The sequence below is a fragment of the Pseudomonas sp. GD03944 genome, assembly GCF_029839275.1.
GTDB lineage: Bacteria > Pseudomonadota > Gammaproteobacteria > Pseudomonadales > Pseudomonadaceae > Aquipseudomonas.
Genome location: NZ_JAOCAH010000004.1, coordinates 22,274 through 39,130, shown reverse-complemented (window position 1 = coordinate 39,130; position 16,857 = coordinate 22,274). Strand labels below are relative to the sequence as shown.

Genomic DNA, 16,857 nt, shown 5'->3' with positions numbered 1-16,857 from the left:
CCTCCGCGCCCGCCGACGCTAAATCCCAGCGGGCCCGTCCGACAGGTCGACACTTGATGAAAATGATTGCTCGCCGCGCCGCCGGCTTGTGCCTCAGCGTGCTTTGTCTGCCGCTGCTGGCCATCGCCGCCGAACCACAGCCCACCCATGAATTCACCCTCGACAATGGTCTGAAGGTCATCGTCCGCGAGGATCACCGCGCCCCGGTGGTGGTCTCGCAGCTCTGGTACAAGGTCGGTTCCAGCTACGAAACCCCGGGTTCCACCGGCCTCTCCCACGCCCTCGAACACATGATGTTCAAGGGCAGTCGCAAGCTCGGCCCCGGCGAAGCCTCGCGCATCCTGCGCGAGCTGGGCGCCGAGGAGAACGCCTTCACCAGCGACGATTACACCGCCTACTACCAGGTGCTGGCCCGCGACCGCCTGCCCGTCGCCCTGGAGCTGGAAGCCGATCGCCTGGCCAGCCTCAAGCTGCCGGCCGACGAGTTCAAGCGCGAAATCGAGGTGATCAAGGAAGAGCGTCGCCTGCGCACCGACGACAACCCGTCGAGCAAGGCCTTCGAGCGCTTCAAGGCCATGGCCTACCCGGCCAGCGGCTACCACACCCCGACCATCGGCTGGATGGCAGACCTCAACCGCATGACCGTCGAAGAGCTGCGCACCTGGTATGAAACCTGGTACGCGCCGAACAACGCCACCCTGGTGGTGGTCGGTGATGTCACCGTCGAGGAAGTGAAAACCCTGGCCCAGCGCTTCTTCGGCGCCATCCCCACCCGCACGGTGCCGCCGGCGAAGATTCCCCGCGAGCTGGCGACCCCCGGCGAGCGACGCATCATCCTTCACGTGAAGACCCAGCTGCCGAGCCTGATCATGGGCTTCAACGTACCCGGCCTGGCCACCACCGACACCCCGCGCCAGGTCTATGCCCTGCGCCTGATCGGCGCCCTGCTCGACGGCGGCTACAGCGCACGCCTGCCGTCGCGCCTGGAGCGCGGCGAGGAACTAGTGTCCGGTGCCTCTGCCTGGTACAACGCCTACACCCGCGGCGACAGCCTGTTCATCCTCAGCGCCACGCCCAACCAGCAGACCGGCAAGACCCTGGAACAGACCGAAGCCGGCCTCTGGCGCGAACTGCACGACCTGCAGAAGAACCCGCCGTCCGCCGCCGAGCTCGCCCGCGTGCGGGCCCAAGTGATCGCCGGCCTGGTGTACGAGCGCGACTCGATCACCCGCCAGGCCACCGACATCGGCCAGCTGGAAACCGTCGGCCTGTCCTGGACCCTGATGGACAAGGAGCTGGCCGAACTGGAAGCCGTCACCCCGGCCGACATCCAGAAAGCCGCCCAGACCTTCTTTACCCGCGATCGCCTGAGCGTCGCCCACGTTCTGCCCGAGGAGAAGCGCGATGAGTGAGCGCAACGGCATGCGCTATGGCCTGCTGGGCCTGGCGCTGATGGCCCTGATGATCCAGGGCTGCAAGACCTCCGCCCCGGAAACCCGGGTGGCCGACAACACCACGCTCGAATCCCTGGCCGAAATGAATGACCAGGCGCCGAGCCGCCGCAGCCTGGACATCCAGACCTGGCAGACCGCCGAAGGCGCCAAGGTGCTGTTCGTCGAAGCCCATGAACTGCCCATGTTCGACCTGCGCCTGACCTTCGCCGCCGGCAGCAGCCACGACCAGGTACCCGGCCAGGCCATGCTGACCAACGCCATGCTCAACGAAGGCGTGCCCGGCAAGGACGTCGGCGCCATCGCCGCCGGTTTCGAAAGCCTCGGTGCCGACTTCGGCAACGGCGCCTACCGCGACATGGCCGTGGCCAGTCTGCGCAGCCTGAGCGCCAAGGAACAGCGCGACCCGGCCCTGAAACTGTTCAATGAAGTGCTCGGCCAGCCCACCTTCCCGGCCGACGCCCTGGCGCGCATCAAGAACCAGGTGCTGGCCGGCTTCGAGTACCAGAAGCAGAACCCGGGCAAGCTCGCCGGCCTGGCGCTGTTCGAGAAGCTGTATGGCAACCACCCGTACGCCCAGCCCAGCGACGGCACCCCGGAGTCGATCCCGACCATCACCCGTGAGCAGCTGAAGGCCTTCCACGCCAAGGCCTACGCCGCCGGCAACGCGGTCATCGCCCTGGTCGGCGACCTCTCGCGCAGCGAAGCCGAGGCCCTGGTCGCCCAGGTGTCCGCCTCCCTGCCCAAGGGCCCGGCCCTGCCGAAGATCGCCCAGCCCCAGAAGCCGAAGCCCGGCACGACGCACATCGAGTTCCCGTCCAACCAGACCCACCTGATGATCGCCCAGCTCGGCATCGACCGTCGCGACCCGGACTACGCCGCCCTGTACCTGGGCAACCAGGTGTTCGGCGGTGGCGGCTTTGGCGCGCGGCTGATGGAAGAAGTGCGCGAGAAGCGTGGCCTGACCTACGGCGTGTACTCCGGCTTCAGCGCCATGCAGGCACGCGGCCCATTCATGATCAACCTGCAGACCCGCGCCGACATGAGCTCAGGTACCCTGCAACTGATCAAGGAGCTGCTGCGCGACTTCATCGCCAACGGGCCGACCGAGGAAGAACTGGACAAGGCCAAGCGCGAGCTGGCCGGCAGCTTCCCGCTGTCCACCGCGAGCAACGCGGCGATCGTCGGCCAGCTCGGCTCCATGGGCTTCTACGACCTGCCCCTGACTTACCTGGAAGACTTCATGAGCCAGACCCAGGCGCTGACCGTGGAGCAGGTGAAAGCCGCCATGGCCCGGCACCTCGACCCCGACGCCCTGGTGATCGTCACCGCCGGTCCGACCGTCGAGCAGAAGGAACTGCCGCCGCCCACCGACAAGCCCGCCGAGCTTCCATCTGGCGTACCGGAGCACTGATGCGCAAGCCGAGCAAAGCAGCACCCGCCCACGGCGGCGATGGCCAACTGCGGATCATCGCCGGGGAGTGGCGCAGCCGTCAGTTCAACTTCCCGATGGCGGCCGGCCTGCGTCCGACCCCCAACCGGGTGCGCGAAACCCTGTTCAACTGGCTGGCGCCCTACGTCGAAGGGGCCAAGGTGCTCGACCTGTTCACCGGCAGCGGCGCGCTGTTTCTCGAGGCGCTGTCGCGCGGTGCCGGCAGCGCCCTGGCCCTGGACCTCAACCCGGCGGCGGTGAGCAGCCTGCGCGGCCACCTGCAGACCCTGCGCTGCGACAACGGCCAGGTGCAGCAGACCGATGCCCTGGCCTACCTGCAGGCCCAGGCACCCGCGCCGTTCGACCTGGTGTTCCTCGACCCGCCGTTCAGCCAGGACCTGCTGCTGCCGGCCTGTACCCTGCTGGAGCAGAATGGCTGGCTGGCAGCCGACGCCTGGGTCTATACCGAAAGCGAGAACCCGCCGTCGAGCCTGGGCATGCCCGGCAACTGGCGCCTGCACCGCGAGCAGAAGGCCGGCCAGGTGCATTACGCGCTCTGGGAACGAACGGCCTGAACCCCCGCCATGACAGAACCGACGCCCCTCCCCTTCAAGCCCGCCTGGTGGCTGCCCGGCCCGCACCTGCAGACACTGTGGAACCCGATGTGCCGCAAACCCGCCCACCTGGCACGGGAGCGTGAGCGCCTGTGGCTGGAAGACGGGGACTTTCTCGACCTTGACTGGCACGGCCCGCATGACGCCACCGCGCCGTTGGTGCTGGTGTTGCACGGCCTGACCGGTTCGTCCGATTCGCACTATGTGGTAGGCCTGCAGCAGGCGCTGGCCACCCGCGGCTGGGCCAGCGTGGCGCTGAACTGGCGCGGCTGCTCGGGCGAGCCCAACCTGCTGCCCCGGGGCTACCACTCCGGGGCCAGCGAAGACCTGGCCGAAACCATTCGCCACCTGCGGGCCAAGCGTCCGATGGCGCCGCTGTACGCGGTCGGCTATTCGCTGGGTGGCAACGTGCTGCTCAAGTACCTGGGGGAAAGCGGCCCGGACAGCCAGCTGCAGGGCGCGACGGCGGTCTCCGTGCCGTTCCGCCTGGACCAGTGCGCCGACCGCATCGGCCAGGGCTTCTCCAAGGTCTACCAGGCGCACTTCATGCGCGAGATGGTGGCCTACGTGAAGACCAAGCAGCGCCTGTTCGCCCACCAGGGCCTGGCCGATCGCCTGGCGGCGCTCGACAACCTGGGCCCGCTGGACGGCATGCGCACCTTCTGGGATTTCGATGGGCGGATCACCGCGCCGTTGCATGGCTACGCCGACGCCGAGGACTACTACAAGCGTTCTTCCAGCCGCTATTTCCTGGGCCGGATCGAAACGCCCACGCTGCTGATCCAGGCGGCGGACGACCCCTTCGTCTTTCGCCACAGCCTGCCCGAGCCGGATGAGCTGTCCGGCAGCATCACCTTCGAGCTGCTGGAGCACGGCGGGCATGTGGGCTTCGTCGAAGGTTCGCCGCTGCGCCCCAGCTACTACCTGGAGCGGCGCATCCCGCACTGGCTGGCCACGCGCACCTAAGGCGGTGCGCGAACGGCGGGCGCCCGGCCTCAGCGGCTGAGCATGAAGGTCTCGTACTCGAGGTCTTCCAGGGAGTTGGACAGACGCACCAGGCCCAGCAATACGCAGACCAGCAGCGACAGGGTGAAGCCATAGCCGAAGAAGCTCGGCCCCATGTACTGGCTGAGTAGCGTCAGCGCGGCGTTGAGCACCACGAACAGCACGCACAGCTCCAGCACGATGGTGCGTTTGTCGAGGTAGAAGAACACGTTCAGCAGCGCCATGAACACCACCTGGATGCTCACGCCGATCAGGTCGACGTAGAACAGCGGCAGGTAGTAGGACGAAATCCCCAGCCATTCCAGCAACTGCGGTGCCAGCAGGAACAGCAGCACCACCGTCAGCCCCTGCACCTTGCAGATTTCCAGCAGGCCCTGGCGGATCGACAGGATCATCTGCTCCTTCAGCAGGCCGATGTGCTGCAGCGTCTCACCACCACGAATGGCCGCGTACAGGCGTTCGTACCACTCCGCGAAGTCCGTCTCGATCCGCACCAGGAACACCGCCATCCCCGGGATGATCGCCAGGTACGCGAGGAAGATCGGCAGGTCGTAGAGCATCGAGGCGCGCAACGGGCCGATCACCTGGCTGGAGGTGTCGGGGTTGAACCAGAAGATGAACTTGTCGATCCAGATCCCCAGGTTGTAGCAGAGCCCCGTGGCCAGCAGGCTGATGAACACCTGGCGGCGCTTGAGGAAGTCGAAGGCCACCAGTTGCTTGGCCGGGTACTCGCGCAGGATGTCGAACATGAACATGAACAGCAGGCTGGCGTGGCCGATCAACAGGGCCAGCAGCAGGCCCTGCATCTTCATGAAGCGCAGCATCAGGGCGCAGACCACCATCAGCGTGTAGCCCACCAGCATCACCAGCAGGATGCGGTTGTAGGCCTTCATGCCCGACAGGAAGATGATCACCAGCCACAGGTTGCACAGCACCACGAAGTTGGCCATGACCAGCAGGCGGTAGGTGAACGGCTCGTCGAACAGCAGCCCCATCACCAGCATCGCCAACAGGCCCGAGCTGATCGTCACCAGCAGCAGGATGCCGATCAGGTTCGGCAGGATGCGGTCGTTCTTCTTCTCGAACAGCCGGTCGGAGATGAAACGGGTGAAGAACAGCTGGGCGCCCCCGGTGAAGATCAACGAACAGGCCATCAGGTAGGTCACCGTCACCAGGAACTGCCGGATGATGATGTCCGGCACCACCACCCCGAGGCTCATCACCCCGATCAGCATCACGCTGATGATCGACAGCACCCAGGGGCCCGAGCTGATCAGCCCGGCGTAGACATAGGCACGCAGCGTCGCCGAGTAGGAGTCGCGAGACAGGATCTTGCGCAGTTCGAATCCGATACCCGCCATTTCAGACTGCCCCCATGGCTTCGTGGTACAGGTTGCGGTACCGCTCCAGCATCAGCGTTTCCGTGTAGTAACGATTGACCCGCTCCAGGCCCACTGCCTGGGCGGACTGCCAGCGTTTCGGGCTGTTCAGCAGGTCGACGATGGCACGGGCCGTGGCCTGTGGATCGGCGATCGCCACCACCTCCCCCGCCAGCCCCAGTGCCCGGTCCTCGCCTGGCGCGCCTTCGATCAGCTCGCGGCAGGAGCCCACATCGCTGCTGACCACCGGCGTACCGGCGGCCCAGGCTTCGAGGATCACCAATGGCTGGGCCTCGCTGATCGAGGTCAGCACCATCAGCCCCAGGTTCGGCAGCAGGTCGTGGATCTGGCGGAAGCCGAGGAACTTGACCTTGCCTTCCAGGCCCAGGCTGACCACCAGGTTGTGGCACTCACTGGCGTATTCCGGGTCTTCCTCTTCGGGTCCGACGATCCAGCCTTCGGCGTCCGGGATCGAGCTGACCACACCACGCATGGAGCGGATGAAGGTCTTCACGTCCTTGATCGGCACCACGCGGCCGATCAGCCCCACCACCCTGGGAATGCCTTCCGGGCGCTGCTGCATGGCACCCGACCAGGCGCCCATGGCGATACCGTTGGGGATCACCCGGGTACGGGCCGGGTCGGCGCCATCGACGATCTGCCGCTCCCGGTTGCCGCCATACAGGGCGATGATCGGGTCGGCCGAGCGGTACGCCAGCAACCCGATGCGCTCGAAGAAGCGAATCCACAGCCGGCGGATGTAGCTGACCTCGGCATCCAGCCCGGTGCGCAGCGCCTCGTCCGGGCTTTCGGAAATCCAGTTGGCCTGGGCCAGGTCGATCTTGCGTTCCTTGGTGTAGATGCCGTGCTCGCTGATCACGTAGGAGCACTGCCAGCGGCGTTGCAGGATCGCACCCAGCAGGCCCGCGTAACCGGTGGAAATCGAGTGCAGGACCCGCGCCTTGGGCAGGCGCCGGGCGGCCTCGGAGAGCATCACCAGCGGCGCCTGCATGGTGCGCAGGGTCCAGAAATAGTTGATGAACGACGGGTCGCTGCAATGGTGGGCGTAGCCATCGGTGATGGCCTCCCAGTTGGCGCGGCTGTGCAGCACGTCGTCGAGGCTGATCGTGCCGTTGGCCAGGTGGTCGAGCATGACCTGGCCCTGCTCCAGGGTCGGTTCGTCCGGGTGGTGGAGAAACGCGTGCATCTCGCGCATCACCTTGCGCGGACCTTCGCGCTTGGCTGCCACCACGGCATCGCCCGGGCGCCAGGCGCTTTCCAGGAAGTGTTCTTCGATGTGCACCACGTTCGGCGGAATCGCATACTGGCGCTTGGCGTAGGCCTCGCGCTGGCCGCCAATGAAGAACACCGAGAAGGTCAGCTCGGGCAGGCCCAGGATCAGCTGGTTCACCCAGCTGGACACACCACCGCGCACATACGGCCAGGTCCCCTCGAGCAGCAGGCAGATGTCGGCAACGGGTGCCTCGGAGGGTGTGTTGTTCATAACCAGTATCTCGCCAGCGCCGCGAACGGCGGCCGCTGCAGTATTTCTTCGGGGAGTTCTGCCAGGTGGCCGGGAATGGCCTCGTACTGACCCTGGACGAAGGCGATTTCAGCGCGGAACGGCAACAGCTTCTCGACGTCGATGCCCGCGGCCTCGGCGCTCGACAGGTGCGCCTCGGCCACGTCCAGCTGCCCCAGCTCCATGGCGATGCGCCCGGCCAGCAGGTGGGTGTCTTCGCTGGCGCCCAGGGACAAGGCGGTATCGGCGTGCTCACGGGCCTGGTTGAGCACGTGGCTCAGGACGCTGCCCTGGGCCAGGCCGAGGTAGGCCAGCTCCCAGTACCAGCGCGCCAGGGTCGCGTGCAGCGCGGCTTTCTGGCTCTCTTCGGCGGCCGCCAGTTGCTGCAGGGCGGTTTCGATACGCTGGTTGATCTTGCTTTCCTGCTGGTCGAGCATCGAGTAGGCCAGCAGGCGCACGTCGTCGGACGGGTCGCGCAGGGCCAGCTTGAGAATCGGGATGGAATCCTTGCCCGGCATGCGCCGCGTGGCGAACAGCGCGGTCACGCGCTTCTCCGCACTGGGCGCATGACGCAGCACGTCCTGCAGGCCGCCATCGTTGAACATCAGGTCGCGACGCTTCTCCTGGGGACGGAATGGCAGGTCCGGCACGCCCATGGAGTCCCAGGTCTTCTCGTGGTGCTTGCGCGGCATGTACAGCGCCGGGAACACCGCCGCCGCCACACCGATCGCGCCGATCAGCGGCACGAAGAACGCCAGGCTGAAAATGAACAGCGGGCTCCACGGCAGCGGGAACTTGTAGCGCCGGGGCAGCAGCAGCCACACGCCGCCGGTCAGCATCGCACTGCTGATGCCGTGGGCGGTGGCGTACAGCAACGCCGCCTGGCCGATCGGCATGCTTTCGAAGAGGGCCGCCCAGCTGCCGACTTCGAAAACGAAGGCGCCGCTAAATAGCCACTTGCTGATCATTGAACGCGCACTCGTTGAAGAGGAAATGGCGCAAGGCTTCGCGCTCGCTGCCAGGCCCGATGTCGTAGCTGTAGGTGCGTACGCCCAGGCTCTCGAGGTTGTGCTCCAGGCCGAAGCGCTCGCTCAGCATGTTCTGCAGGCGCTGCAGGTAGCCCTGGGCGCCCTCCGCCGAGGTCAGCGGCAGCAGCACCAGCACCGAGGTGCCACGGGGGTTGCTCAGGCGCAGTTGCAGGTCCAGGCCGCGCTGGCTGTCCTCAATCAGGCGCAGCAGCTCTTCCTGGTTGGCCTCGGCGCCCACTTCGAAGGAGAACAGGCAGGCATCGAGGGAATGGTTCTGCGCGTCGATCAGGCAGCGCTTGAGGTTCTGGCTGAACACCTGGGCATCGGCGTCTTCCAGTTGCAGCGCATGCGGGTCGCTGAGCATCAGGTCGGCGATGTGCCCGGCGAGGATCGTCAGCAGGCTCAGGGTGCGTTCGTTGAACGAGAAGAACGGCATCTGCTCCACGGCCAGCAGCGCAAGGATGCGGTCTTCGGTGTCCATCACCGGGATGCACACCTGGAACTGCGAGTGCTGGCGGTGTTCGCCACGCTCCAGCAGCGACTCGCGCACGCTGACCAGCTCGCCCCGCTCCAGGCACATGCGCACCAGCAGGTCGTCGGTGCGCATGGGCTTGCAGGCGCCGATGGTGCTCAGGGGTTGAACCTGCACCTGGCGCTTGGCATCGACCCGGTACAGGCCGGCCACGCGGAACGAACCGTACTGCGCCAGCAGGCCCAGCACCGACTCGCCCAGGGCTGCCAGAGGGTCGTCGCCACGGGGCAGCGAACGCAGCTGGCTGCGCAGGCCCAGCAGGGAACTGCGCAGGCTCTGGTCGTTGCCGGCCACCCGCTGTTCCAGGCGGTCATGGGAAATCCGCAGGATGTAATGGGCGCGGGTGAATTCGTCCAGGCGCAACTGGCGGTAGTCGTTGGCCATGTCCAGACGCTCCAGGCGGCGCTCCCAGATGTCACGGAACTCGCCCACCAGCATGCCGGTGATCAACACCCCGACGATGAACGAGGCCGGCATGTCCTGGTAGGCCTCCAGGCCCATGGCGCGGTAGGCGAAGACCGCCAGCACCAGCAGCACGGCACTGATCAGGCCCTGCATGAAGCCGTAACGCATGCCCAGCAACATCGGCGCCAGCACGACCCAGGGGAAGGACGCAGCGACCAGCAGCGGGTCCTGCGGCGACAGCCAGTAGCCCACGCCAATAGCCAGGCCGCTCACCAGGAGGGTTTCCAGCCACGACACGCGCCCACTGGCACGGGGTGCCAGGGTGTAATCCTTGTGCGCCGATTCCATAGCCATTACTCGAGCGACAGGTCGCCAACAAGCTCACGCAGGACTTTCTGCGCGGTGCCCGCCAGGCTCTCGCGGGACCAGCCGGCGCGGGCGCCGCTGTTGCTCCACATTACGCGGCCGCTGGCCAGCTCGATCACCTGCAGGCTGATGCCCACCGCCGGCTCGCCGTCCAGGCCGCTCTTGTACTGCCACTCCTCGACGCTGCCGGCCACGACATAGTCCAGGTTCTGCTCGCGGGCCCATTCCAGCGCCTGGTTCAGGCGCTCGCGGTCGTCGATCAGCGGGATGTCGCCCTGGCTCACCGCCGGGTAGACGCGCGGGCGCAGGCCCTGTTCGGAGAGCACGCTGAGCAGGATCTGCTCGCTGCGCTCGCCGGCCTGGGGCGCCTGCGAGTAGTTCACCAGGGGCACCAGCCCCCACTGAGCATCCCGGGGCAGCGCCGTGCCGCTTTCGCGGGTGAAGCTGGAGCAGCCTGTAGCCAGCAAGGCAATGGCCACCAGGGCCAGGCAGCGGATGGATAGCATCGTTCGTTCCTCCTGTTGAATCCTTGATCAGCGACCGAAACGGGCACTGTATGTCACACCGACCGTTCCGCCGGCCTCACCGTCGCCGGTTTGCGGCGCCGACTGATAACCCACCGTGAACGCCAATTCGTCATCGCCCAGCACTTCCAGCCCCACCCCTGTGTTGATGGCGTAGCTGAATTGTTGTTCGGTCCACTGCCAGCCGGCGAGCACGTCGACCAGCCAGGTGTACTGGGCACGCCCGCGGTTGAGCGCCCCCGGGAAACCACGGCGCCAGGTGCTGCCCACGTACAACTCGCCGAAGCGGTCCTGCAGCAGGTCGGCCGGCGTGGCGCCATCCAGGCGCAGGGCACCGCCCAGCGGGACCACCACGTCGTTGCCCAGGGCATCGACTTCGATCCGCGACGCCAGCAGCTCATCGTCCAGGCGATCCTTGACCGCGTTGTTCTGGTAGCTGACCCCGGTGCGCAGCAGCCAGGTCGGCCCTTCGAAGAACAGCGCGTGGTTGTACTCCAGGTTCACCTGCTGGCCGCTGCCCAGGGCATCGCCCTGGCGGGTGCTGTAGCGGTTGTGGGCCAGGGACCAGATGAACTGGTCGCGGGCGCTGAGGTTGTGGCGCCCGGCGACGGTCACCCCGTCGCGCATGCCCAGGGCGCGCATCAGGCCGGTCTGGTCGGCTTCGCGGTGCCAGTCCAGGCTGACCTGCAGTTCGTCGCGCGACGACAGCGCCCAGGCGCGGGACAGGCCGAAGCCCAGGCGGTCCTCATCATCGCGCCAGCTGCCGTCGAGCGTCAGGGCATAGAAGCCATCGCTTAATTCGCGCTGCAGGGTCAGGCGTGCGTTGTTTTCACGGCCGATCACGCTGTCATCCAGGGTGTCGGCATCGTAGCGGCCCTGGCCCAGGGTCAGGTCGGCGTACCAGTCGTCACCCAGGTAGCGCGCCACCTGCAGCTGCGGGCCTTCGATGTCGAGGCCGCCGAAGTCACGGTTTTGCCAGCCCAGCTGGATGCCTTGGGGCGTACGCTCATGCAGTTCGACGGTCTGGCGCAGCAGCTGCTGGCGGATGACCCCGGGCTGCTCGTCCGACAGGCTGCTCAACCCCTCACCCAGGGCCTCGCCCCGGTGACCGAGGCGGGTCAGGGCTTCGACGCGCTGCGCCTGATCCAGGCCGCCCTCGGCGAGCAGACGCTCGAGGTTTTCCCGGTGGTGGTTACGCAGGGCTTCCTGCAGCTGTTCGTACTGGCTGATTTCCAACCCCTGACGGCGGGCCCATACCAGCCATTCGTCCTTCAGCGCCGGCTGGTTGGTGCTGTCGAGCTGGGCCATGAACTGCTCGAACCAGACCTGCAGCATCGGCGTCGAGCCATCCTGCCAGCGCTGGGCCTGCTGGTCAGCGGCGCGCAGGGACTGGGTGTTGGTCAGCAGGCGCAGGTACATGTTGTAGCGCTCGATGCCGCCCCTGGTCTGCGGCTGCGCCGCGATACGCCCCACCAGGTAGGTGCGCAGGCGCAGCGCCTTGTCGGCGTACCCGGCGCTCTCCAGGGCGTCGGCGTAGGCCGACTGCACCAGCCAGTCGCGGGGGTTGGAGTTCAGGTACAGGCGGAACCAGGCCAGGGCTTCGCCGGTGCGGTTCAGCAGCATGCTGGCACTGGCGTAGGGCAGCCACAATTCGCCATCGCGCTGGGCCAAGCCTTGCCACTGGCGCAGCAGCGGCGGCAGCTTGGCGCGCTGGCCGGAATCGATGTACAGCCACAGCAGGCGTTGACGGAAGATGTTCTGCCGTGGGAACTGCACCAGCCCCTGCTGGTACAGGCGCTCGGCTTCAGCGGTATTGCCGGCACGGCTCGCCAGGAAGCCACGGGCGCTGAGCAAGGCAGGCACCTTGGCGCTGTCCGGGCGCTTGCTCGCTTCATCGACCAGTGCCTGCAGGCGTGGCCAGTCCTGCAACTGCTCGGCAAGTTGCAGGGCGCTGCTCAGGCGACGCGGATCATGGGTGCGCTGCCAGCTCTTGGTCAGCAGGGCCAGGGCCTTTTCCGGCTCGTGCTTGCTGTAGAGCGCGATCAGGCGCTCTTCGGCAACGCTGGTCAGCGGCAGGTCGAGGGCCAGCAGGCGCTCGTAGGAGTAGCGGACCTCGTCGTCCTGCTCCAGCTCCCAGGCCAGGTCGCCGCGCAGGCGCCAGTAACCGGCGTCCTCGATGTCGCTGTTGTCGACGTCGTTCAGGACCTTCCAGGCGGTAGGCACGTCGAACAGTTTCCAGTGCACCTCGGCCCAATCCAGGCGCTGGGCGATGGTCAGCCCGAAACGCTTGTCCATGTCGGCCCAGACCTGGGCTTCCTTCTCGTACTGCAGGGTGTGCTCGAGGATCTGCTGCAGGCGCACCCAGGCGATCTTCTGGTCCGGGTACTGGCGCAGGTAGCCACGCAGCCAGGCTTCGCCCTGCTCTGGCGTGCCCCGGGACTGGTGGCTGTAGACGATGGCGTCGAGTTCTTCGTCGGTCAGCCGGCGCTGTTCGGCCAGCATCGCCAGCAGCGGGATCGCCCGGTCGAAGTCGAACAGTTGTGCCGCCAGGCGCCAGGCATGTTCGCGGGTGGCGGTGTCCTCGCCGAGCGACAGCAGGCGAATCCAGTAATCCAGGGCTTCACGGGGACGGCCGGTCCACTCGCCGAGGCGCGCGACCTGCTTCAGCAGCTCGACGTCGTCGGGCCGGGCGGCGACCATCAGCTGGCTGGTTTCCCAGGCGCCCTCGATGTCGCCTGCGGCCAGGCGCAGCTGGAACTGCATGGCCAGGGCTTGCTGGTCGTCCGGGCGCCACGTGCGCCACACCTGCACGAAGCGCTCCGCCAGATCCAGCCGGTGAGCGCCCATGGCCGCCCGCACCGCGGCTTCCAGCACGTCGGAATCGCTTTCGCGCAGCTCGGCCAGGTTCTGGTCGATCAGCTCGGCCGCCTGCTCGGGCTGGTTGGCAGCCAGCAGGCTGAAGAACGCCTGCTCGAGGAATTCGACGCGCTGCTCCGGCTCCTTGACCAGGCTCATCAGGCGCAGGTAGAGGGTGGCGGCACGCTGGGAATCGCCCGCAGCCAGGTACCACTTGGCGGCTTCGGCCAGCCACTCCACATGGCGTTCGCTGTCGCGCGTCGCCAGGTCGGCATAGATCGGCGCGGCGATGTCCGGGGCGGACAGGGACAAGGCGTACTTGGCCAGGCGCACCCGCTGCTCGTCCGACAGCTCGCTAGCAGCGATCGGGCGCATCCGCTCGACCAGCGCCTGGCTGGCGGCGGGCTCGATCCCGGCCGGGTTGGCCAGGGCTTCCAGCACGTCCAGCTCCAGCTCGTAGAACGGCAGGCTGGCGGTGTCGGCACCAGTCAGTTCCAGCACATGCTTGCGGGCCCGTACGTAGTCGCCCAGGCCAATCAGCTGTTCGATGAGGGTCAGGCGCAGCTCGCGGTTTTCCGGGTGCGCTTCCAGCAGCAGTTCGGCATAGCTGACGGACACGGCGTCGGGCGTCTTGCCATCCGGCATGAACACGTCTTCGCTCTTGTAGGTCAGCACCAGCAGCGCGCCGATCAGCAGGGCGACCAGCAGCAATGTCCAGGGGCTGAGCAGGCGCGTGTGTTTAACGACAGGTGAGTTGTGCATCGAGCACCCGCTCCATAGGCAAGCTGAACCGCCATAGATCCTGCTGGCGGGTACCCGAATACGATTTCCCGGCGATCTCGAGGCGGCAGGTGCCCTGCGCCCGAACGCTGAATTCCAGTGGCATGTTGCCGGCGAACGAGAGTTTCACCCGGTGGTCGTCCAGGTAGGTCCAGGCCAGCAGCGGCAGGTTGGCCTCCTCCAGCGCCGGGCGCGGGTCGCGGGTGTCACGCAGGGCCAGCACCGCCTGTTCGCTGGCCAGGTGCACGTAGCGCCCCTGGGGCAGGTCACGCACCCCGGCCACGCCGCTGGAGCGGCTGAGGTCCGGCCAGCCCATGGCCGCATCGAGGCGCACGGTGCGCAGCCCGTCCAGGCCGCGAATCTGCCAGGCACCGTCGGCGCGACGGGCCAGGCTGGCCTGGTAGAGGCCGTGCATGCGCGGCACGTAGTCGCTCATCCACAGGGAGATCGGGTGCTCGGCCGCCATCGATTTGTAGATGTCGTTCATGACCCGGATCGAGGCCTGCTTGGTCCCAGAGTAGAAGTGGTAATAGAGGTGCAGCCCGCGCAGACGACGGGGTTTGTCGGTCAGGGCGAAGGTTTCCATCACGCCACGGAAGCCGTAGTACGGGCCGGTCCACAGGTTGGTGTAGACGTTCTCGTTGATCACCGGTGCGTAGTAGTGGATGCCGCCGGAGGTCGGACGGATCAGCGGGTACAGGCCGGTGAGCGACGGGTAGGCATTGGTCAGCGCGGTATTGCCGCCGTTGACGTTGGTCAGCCCGTTGTCATACGCCAGCTTGATGGTGGCTTCGTCCGGCATGGCGTCACCCGACCAGAACACCATTTTCACCGGCTTCTGCGGCGTGGTCAGGTTCTGGTTGATGTAGGCCGTGGAACCGGCGATCTCGCGGTTGAAGTCCAGCTTGTCGTAGCCCGGGATCTTCATCATGTAGCCGTATTCGGGGTTGAAGCCCTCGCGCTTCTCCGCCACTTCCGGCTGCCAGAAGAACGGGTGGCTGAAGGTGTGCGTCGCCACTTCGACCTTGGGCTCGGCGAAGATCTTGCGGGCGATGGGCTCCAGCTCGCGGGCCAGGTGCGGGAACGCACCCCGGGGCCCCACTTCGCCTTCGATCACCGAGACAGAGGTCAGGAACGGGTAAGGCTTGATGAAGTCACGCAGCACCAGGTCGCCGGAATACGGCGTGCCCACGGCCTCGGCACGGGACACGAAGCCGTCGCCGTCGATGTGCACGGTCGCCACCCGCCGACCGTTCTCGGTGGTGGTATCCGGGCGCGGCATGGCCGGCAGGCGCAGGGCTTTCTGCAGGAAGGCAAAGGGGTCGATGATCCAGCGGCGCTGGTCCGCGCCCTCTTCCACCACGTACGGCGACAGCGCGATGCCGCCCCAGTCGCCGATGGCCACCGGGGTGAAGATGCGCTGCTGGCTGTCGCGCAGGCCAAGGACCGGGGTCGGGCCACCGTCCAGGGTGGTCAGGGACGGCAGGTCACGGGTACGCACCACCACCGGCGCCTCGAAATGGCCGATCAGCGCATCGTCCTGCTGGACCACTTCGGCCGGGCCGGTCAGCGGCGTGAAGGTACGGCGCAGGCCGAAGCGGCGCAGCACACCGTCGTTCTCCACCGGCAGGCCGGCGAGGAACGCCAGGGGCACATGCTCGTCGGCCCGGGCCGACAGCCACTGGTTGAACACCAGGGCATTCTCGGGCGGGCCACTGGTCATCCACACCACTACCCCCGCGTACAACCCGCTCATGGGCCGGTTGGGCAGTTGATCCGCCTCGAAGTAGTCGACGCGGTACCCGAGGTACTCCAGCAGCCCGCCGACGTACATGTGGCCGGGGTTCTGGTAGAGCGTGCCCTCGCGGGGGTCGAAGATCATCGCAATGCGGCGCGGCTGCACGTCGACCGTGCTGACGCCCAGATAATCGAGGTTGGGCACGGTGACATAGGGCACGAAGCCTTCGCTCACGAGCCGGGCGACCAGGGCCGGTGCCTCGTTGCGACGGTCGGGCGGCAGGTACTCGATGGCGACCAGCGGAATGCCTTTGTCGCGCAGGGGCTGCAGGTGACCGTCGAGCCAGTCGCGATCCGCCTGGGGCACGACCCGGTAAGTGCGGCGCTGGGCGTCCCAGCCGGCATGGATCGACTCGACCGCCACGGCGGCCGCCACGCCCGGCAATTCCGGCAGCACCTCGAAGCCGCGGTTGAAGAACAACTTCAAACCGGGCTCCTGACGTTTCAGCTCGCTCAGGAAATCACGCAGGGCCGCGCGCTGAGTTTCATGTTCCGCGGCGGGCAGAAGTTGGAAACTGTCCAATGTATCGAGAAACAGGCCGGCATACCCGGCTTCGCGCAATTCGCCGGCGCGGCGCAACAAGTAGGCGCGCCACTCGGGAGAGGACAAGTGCATGACCTGGCTGCCCCATGCCTTGTTCTGTACCGCACTTGCACCACTGTTGGACGCACTGCCGGTGACAGCGGCCAGGTCGCCGTCGAACTCGCCAATCGACAAGTAGGCAAAGGGCTGATTGCCCTGCGCACGCAGGAACGCCACGTCCTTGGCCTGGACGTGCGACGGCTCCAGCACGCTCCAGTCGAACTGGGCCAACTCGGAGTACGGAGGATTGGGGGCGTACCAGAACGCTACGCTTTGCGGGCCGGCAGGGCTCAACGCCGCCGCCTGCGAAGCGACGGCGGACAGTGCAGCACACAAGCTGAAAAGCCAGGTAAACGCGCGAATGACCGTCTTCCTGAAGGTGACATTCAATCCAGACGAGACAACTCCACGCTCTTCCCCATGACGCAACGCTGTAACACCGAGCATGATTGTCTCAACACGAAACGAAAGGAAAATCCATGAAATGCTGCGCGATTATTCATAAACAAATGGCCAGTACAAGCAAAATGCCTCTATTGAATAAAAATAGATACGACAATTGCTTGACGTCAAGTTTGACGCC

11 protein-coding genes are annotated in these 16,857 nt (G+C 66.5%); 4 read left to right on the top strand and 7 right to left on the bottom strand.

Going from position 1 to position 16,857, the window contains the following annotated elements:
- The first annotated feature begins 56 nt into the window (after positions 1 to 56).
- From N5C28_RS08420 to N5C28_RS08405, 4 genes are read left to right on the top strand one after another with little or no spacing between them, the layout of a single operon-like run.
- On the top strand, positions 57 to 1,412 hold the full coding sequence (locus N5C28_RS08420; protein WP_279821597.1) for a pitrilysin family protein: 1,356 nt from the start codon (positions 57 to 59) through the stop codon (positions 1,410 to 1,412).
- A 49-nt stretch (positions 1,413 to 1,461) separates the two neighbouring features.
- Positions 1,462 to 2,865, top strand: coding sequence for a pitrilysin family protein (locus N5C28_RS08415; protein ID WP_279821891.1), 1,404 nt, complete (start codon positions 1,462 to 1,464; stop codon positions 2,863 to 2,865).
- On the top strand, positions 2,865 to 3,458 hold the full coding sequence (gene rsmD / locus N5C28_RS08410; protein ID WP_279821595.1) for a 16S rRNA (guanine(966)-N(2))-methyltransferase RsmD: 594 nt from the start codon (positions 2,865 to 2,867) through the stop codon (positions 3,456 to 3,458). The genes N5C28_RS08415 and rsmD overlap by 1 nt, the downstream gene beginning before the upstream one ends.
- Positions 3,459 to 3,467: 9 nt before the next feature.
- Positions 3,468 to 4,463 (top strand): hydrolase, encoded by a 996-nt coding sequence (locus tag N5C28_RS08405; protein ID WP_279821593.1) that lies wholly within the window; start codon positions 3,468 to 3,470, stop codon positions 4,461 to 4,463.
- 29 nt (positions 4,464 to 4,492) lie between these two features.
- Here the strand turns inward: N5C28_RS08405 and pelG are convergent, their stop codons facing one another.
- From pelG to N5C28_RS08370, 7 genes are read right to left on the bottom strand one after another with little or no spacing between them, the layout of a single operon-like run.
- Positions 4,493 to 5,863 carry an exopolysaccharide Pel transporter PelG gene (pelG, locus tag N5C28_RS08400; RefSeq protein WP_279821591.1) on the bottom strand — a complete coding sequence of 457 codons (1,371 nt, stop codon included), beginning with the start codon at positions 5,861 to 5,863 and terminating at the stop codon, positions 4,493 to 4,495.
- A gap of 1 nt (position 5,864) precedes the next feature.
- Positions 5,865 to 7,385: a GT4 family glycosyltransferase PelF gene (pelF, locus tag N5C28_RS08395; RefSeq protein WP_279821590.1), complete on the bottom strand. Its 1,521-nt coding sequence runs from the start codon at positions 7,383 to 7,385 to the stop codon at positions 5,865 to 5,867.
- Entirely contained in the window at positions 7,382 to 8,371 is a 990-nt protein-coding gene (locus N5C28_RS08390; RefSeq protein WP_279821589.1) for a HEAT repeat domain-containing protein, read from the bottom strand. Before N5C28_RS08390 ends, pelF begins: the two co-directional genes overlap by 4 nt.
- The gene (locus N5C28_RS08385; RefSeq protein WP_279821588.1) at positions 8,349 to 9,716 is read right to left on the bottom strand and encodes a PelD GGDEF domain-containing protein; all 1,368 of its coding nucleotides are present in this window, start codon (positions 9,714 to 9,716) and stop codon (positions 8,349 to 8,351) included. Before N5C28_RS08385 ends, N5C28_RS08390 begins: the two co-directional genes overlap by 23 nt.
- A 5-nt stretch (positions 9,717 to 9,721) precedes the next feature.
- Positions 9,722 to 10,240, bottom strand: a complete 519-nt coding sequence (locus N5C28_RS08380; RefSeq protein WP_279821587.1) for a penicillin-binding protein activator LpoB — start codon at positions 10,238 to 10,240, stop codon at positions 9,722 to 9,724.
- A 27-nt stretch (positions 10,241 to 10,267) separates the two neighbouring features.
- Entirely contained in the window at positions 10,268 to 13,876 is a 3,609-nt protein-coding gene (locus N5C28_RS08375) for a tetratricopeptide repeat protein (RefSeq protein ID WP_279821586.1), read from the bottom strand.
- The gene (locus N5C28_RS08370; protein WP_279821585.1) at positions 13,854 to 16,721 is read right to left on the bottom strand and encodes a bifunctional glycoside hydrolase 114/ polysaccharide deacetylase family protein; all 2,868 of its coding nucleotides are present in this window, start codon (positions 16,719 to 16,721) and stop codon (positions 13,854 to 13,856) included. The genes N5C28_RS08375 and N5C28_RS08370 overlap by 23 nt, the downstream gene beginning before the upstream one ends.
- Between the last annotated feature and the right edge of the window lie 136 nt (positions 16,722 to 16,857).

Bases quoted from the DNA above. Each gene is read 5' to 3' on its own strand.
- N5C28_RS08420 (WP_279821597.1), top strand. From the start codon at position 57: ATGAAAATGATTGCTCGCCGCGCCGCCGGCTTGTGCCTCAGCGTGCTT.
- N5C28_RS08415 (WP_279821891.1), top strand. From the start codon at position 1,462: ATGATCCAGGGCTGCAAGACCTCCGCCCCGGAAACCCGGGTGGCCGAC.
- rsmD (WP_279821595.1), top strand. From the start codon at position 2,865: ATGCGCAAGCCGAGCAAAGCAGCACCCGCCCACGGCGGCGATGGCCAA.
- N5C28_RS08405 (WP_279821593.1), top strand. From the start codon at position 3,468: ATGACAGAACCGACGCCCCTCCCCTTCAAGCCCGCCTGGTGGCTGCCC.
- pelG (WP_279821591.1), bottom strand. From the start codon at position 5,863: ATGGCGGGTATCGGATTCGAACTGCGCAAGATCCTGTCTCGCGACTCC.
- pelF (WP_279821590.1), bottom strand. From the start codon at position 7,385: ATGAACAACACACCCTCCGAGGCACCCGTTGCCGACATCTGCCTGCTG.
- N5C28_RS08390 (WP_279821589.1), bottom strand. From the start codon at position 8,371: ATGATCAGCAAGTGGCTATTTAGCGGCGCCTTCGTTTTCGAAGTCGGC.
- N5C28_RS08385 (WP_279821588.1), bottom strand. From the start codon at position 9,716: ATGGAATCGGCGCACAAGGATTACACCCTGGCACCCCGTGCCAGTGGG.
- N5C28_RS08380 (WP_279821587.1), bottom strand. From the start codon at position 10,240: ATGCTATCCATCCGCTGCCTGGCCCTGGTGGCCATTGCCTTGCTGGCT.
- N5C28_RS08375 (WP_279821586.1), bottom strand. From the start codon at position 13,876: ATGCACAACTCACCTGTCGTTAAACACACGCGCCTGCTCAGCCCCTGG.
- N5C28_RS08370 (WP_279821585.1), bottom strand. From the start codon at position 16,721: ATGCTCGGTGTTACAGCGTTGCGTCATGGGGAAGAGCGTGGAGTTGTC.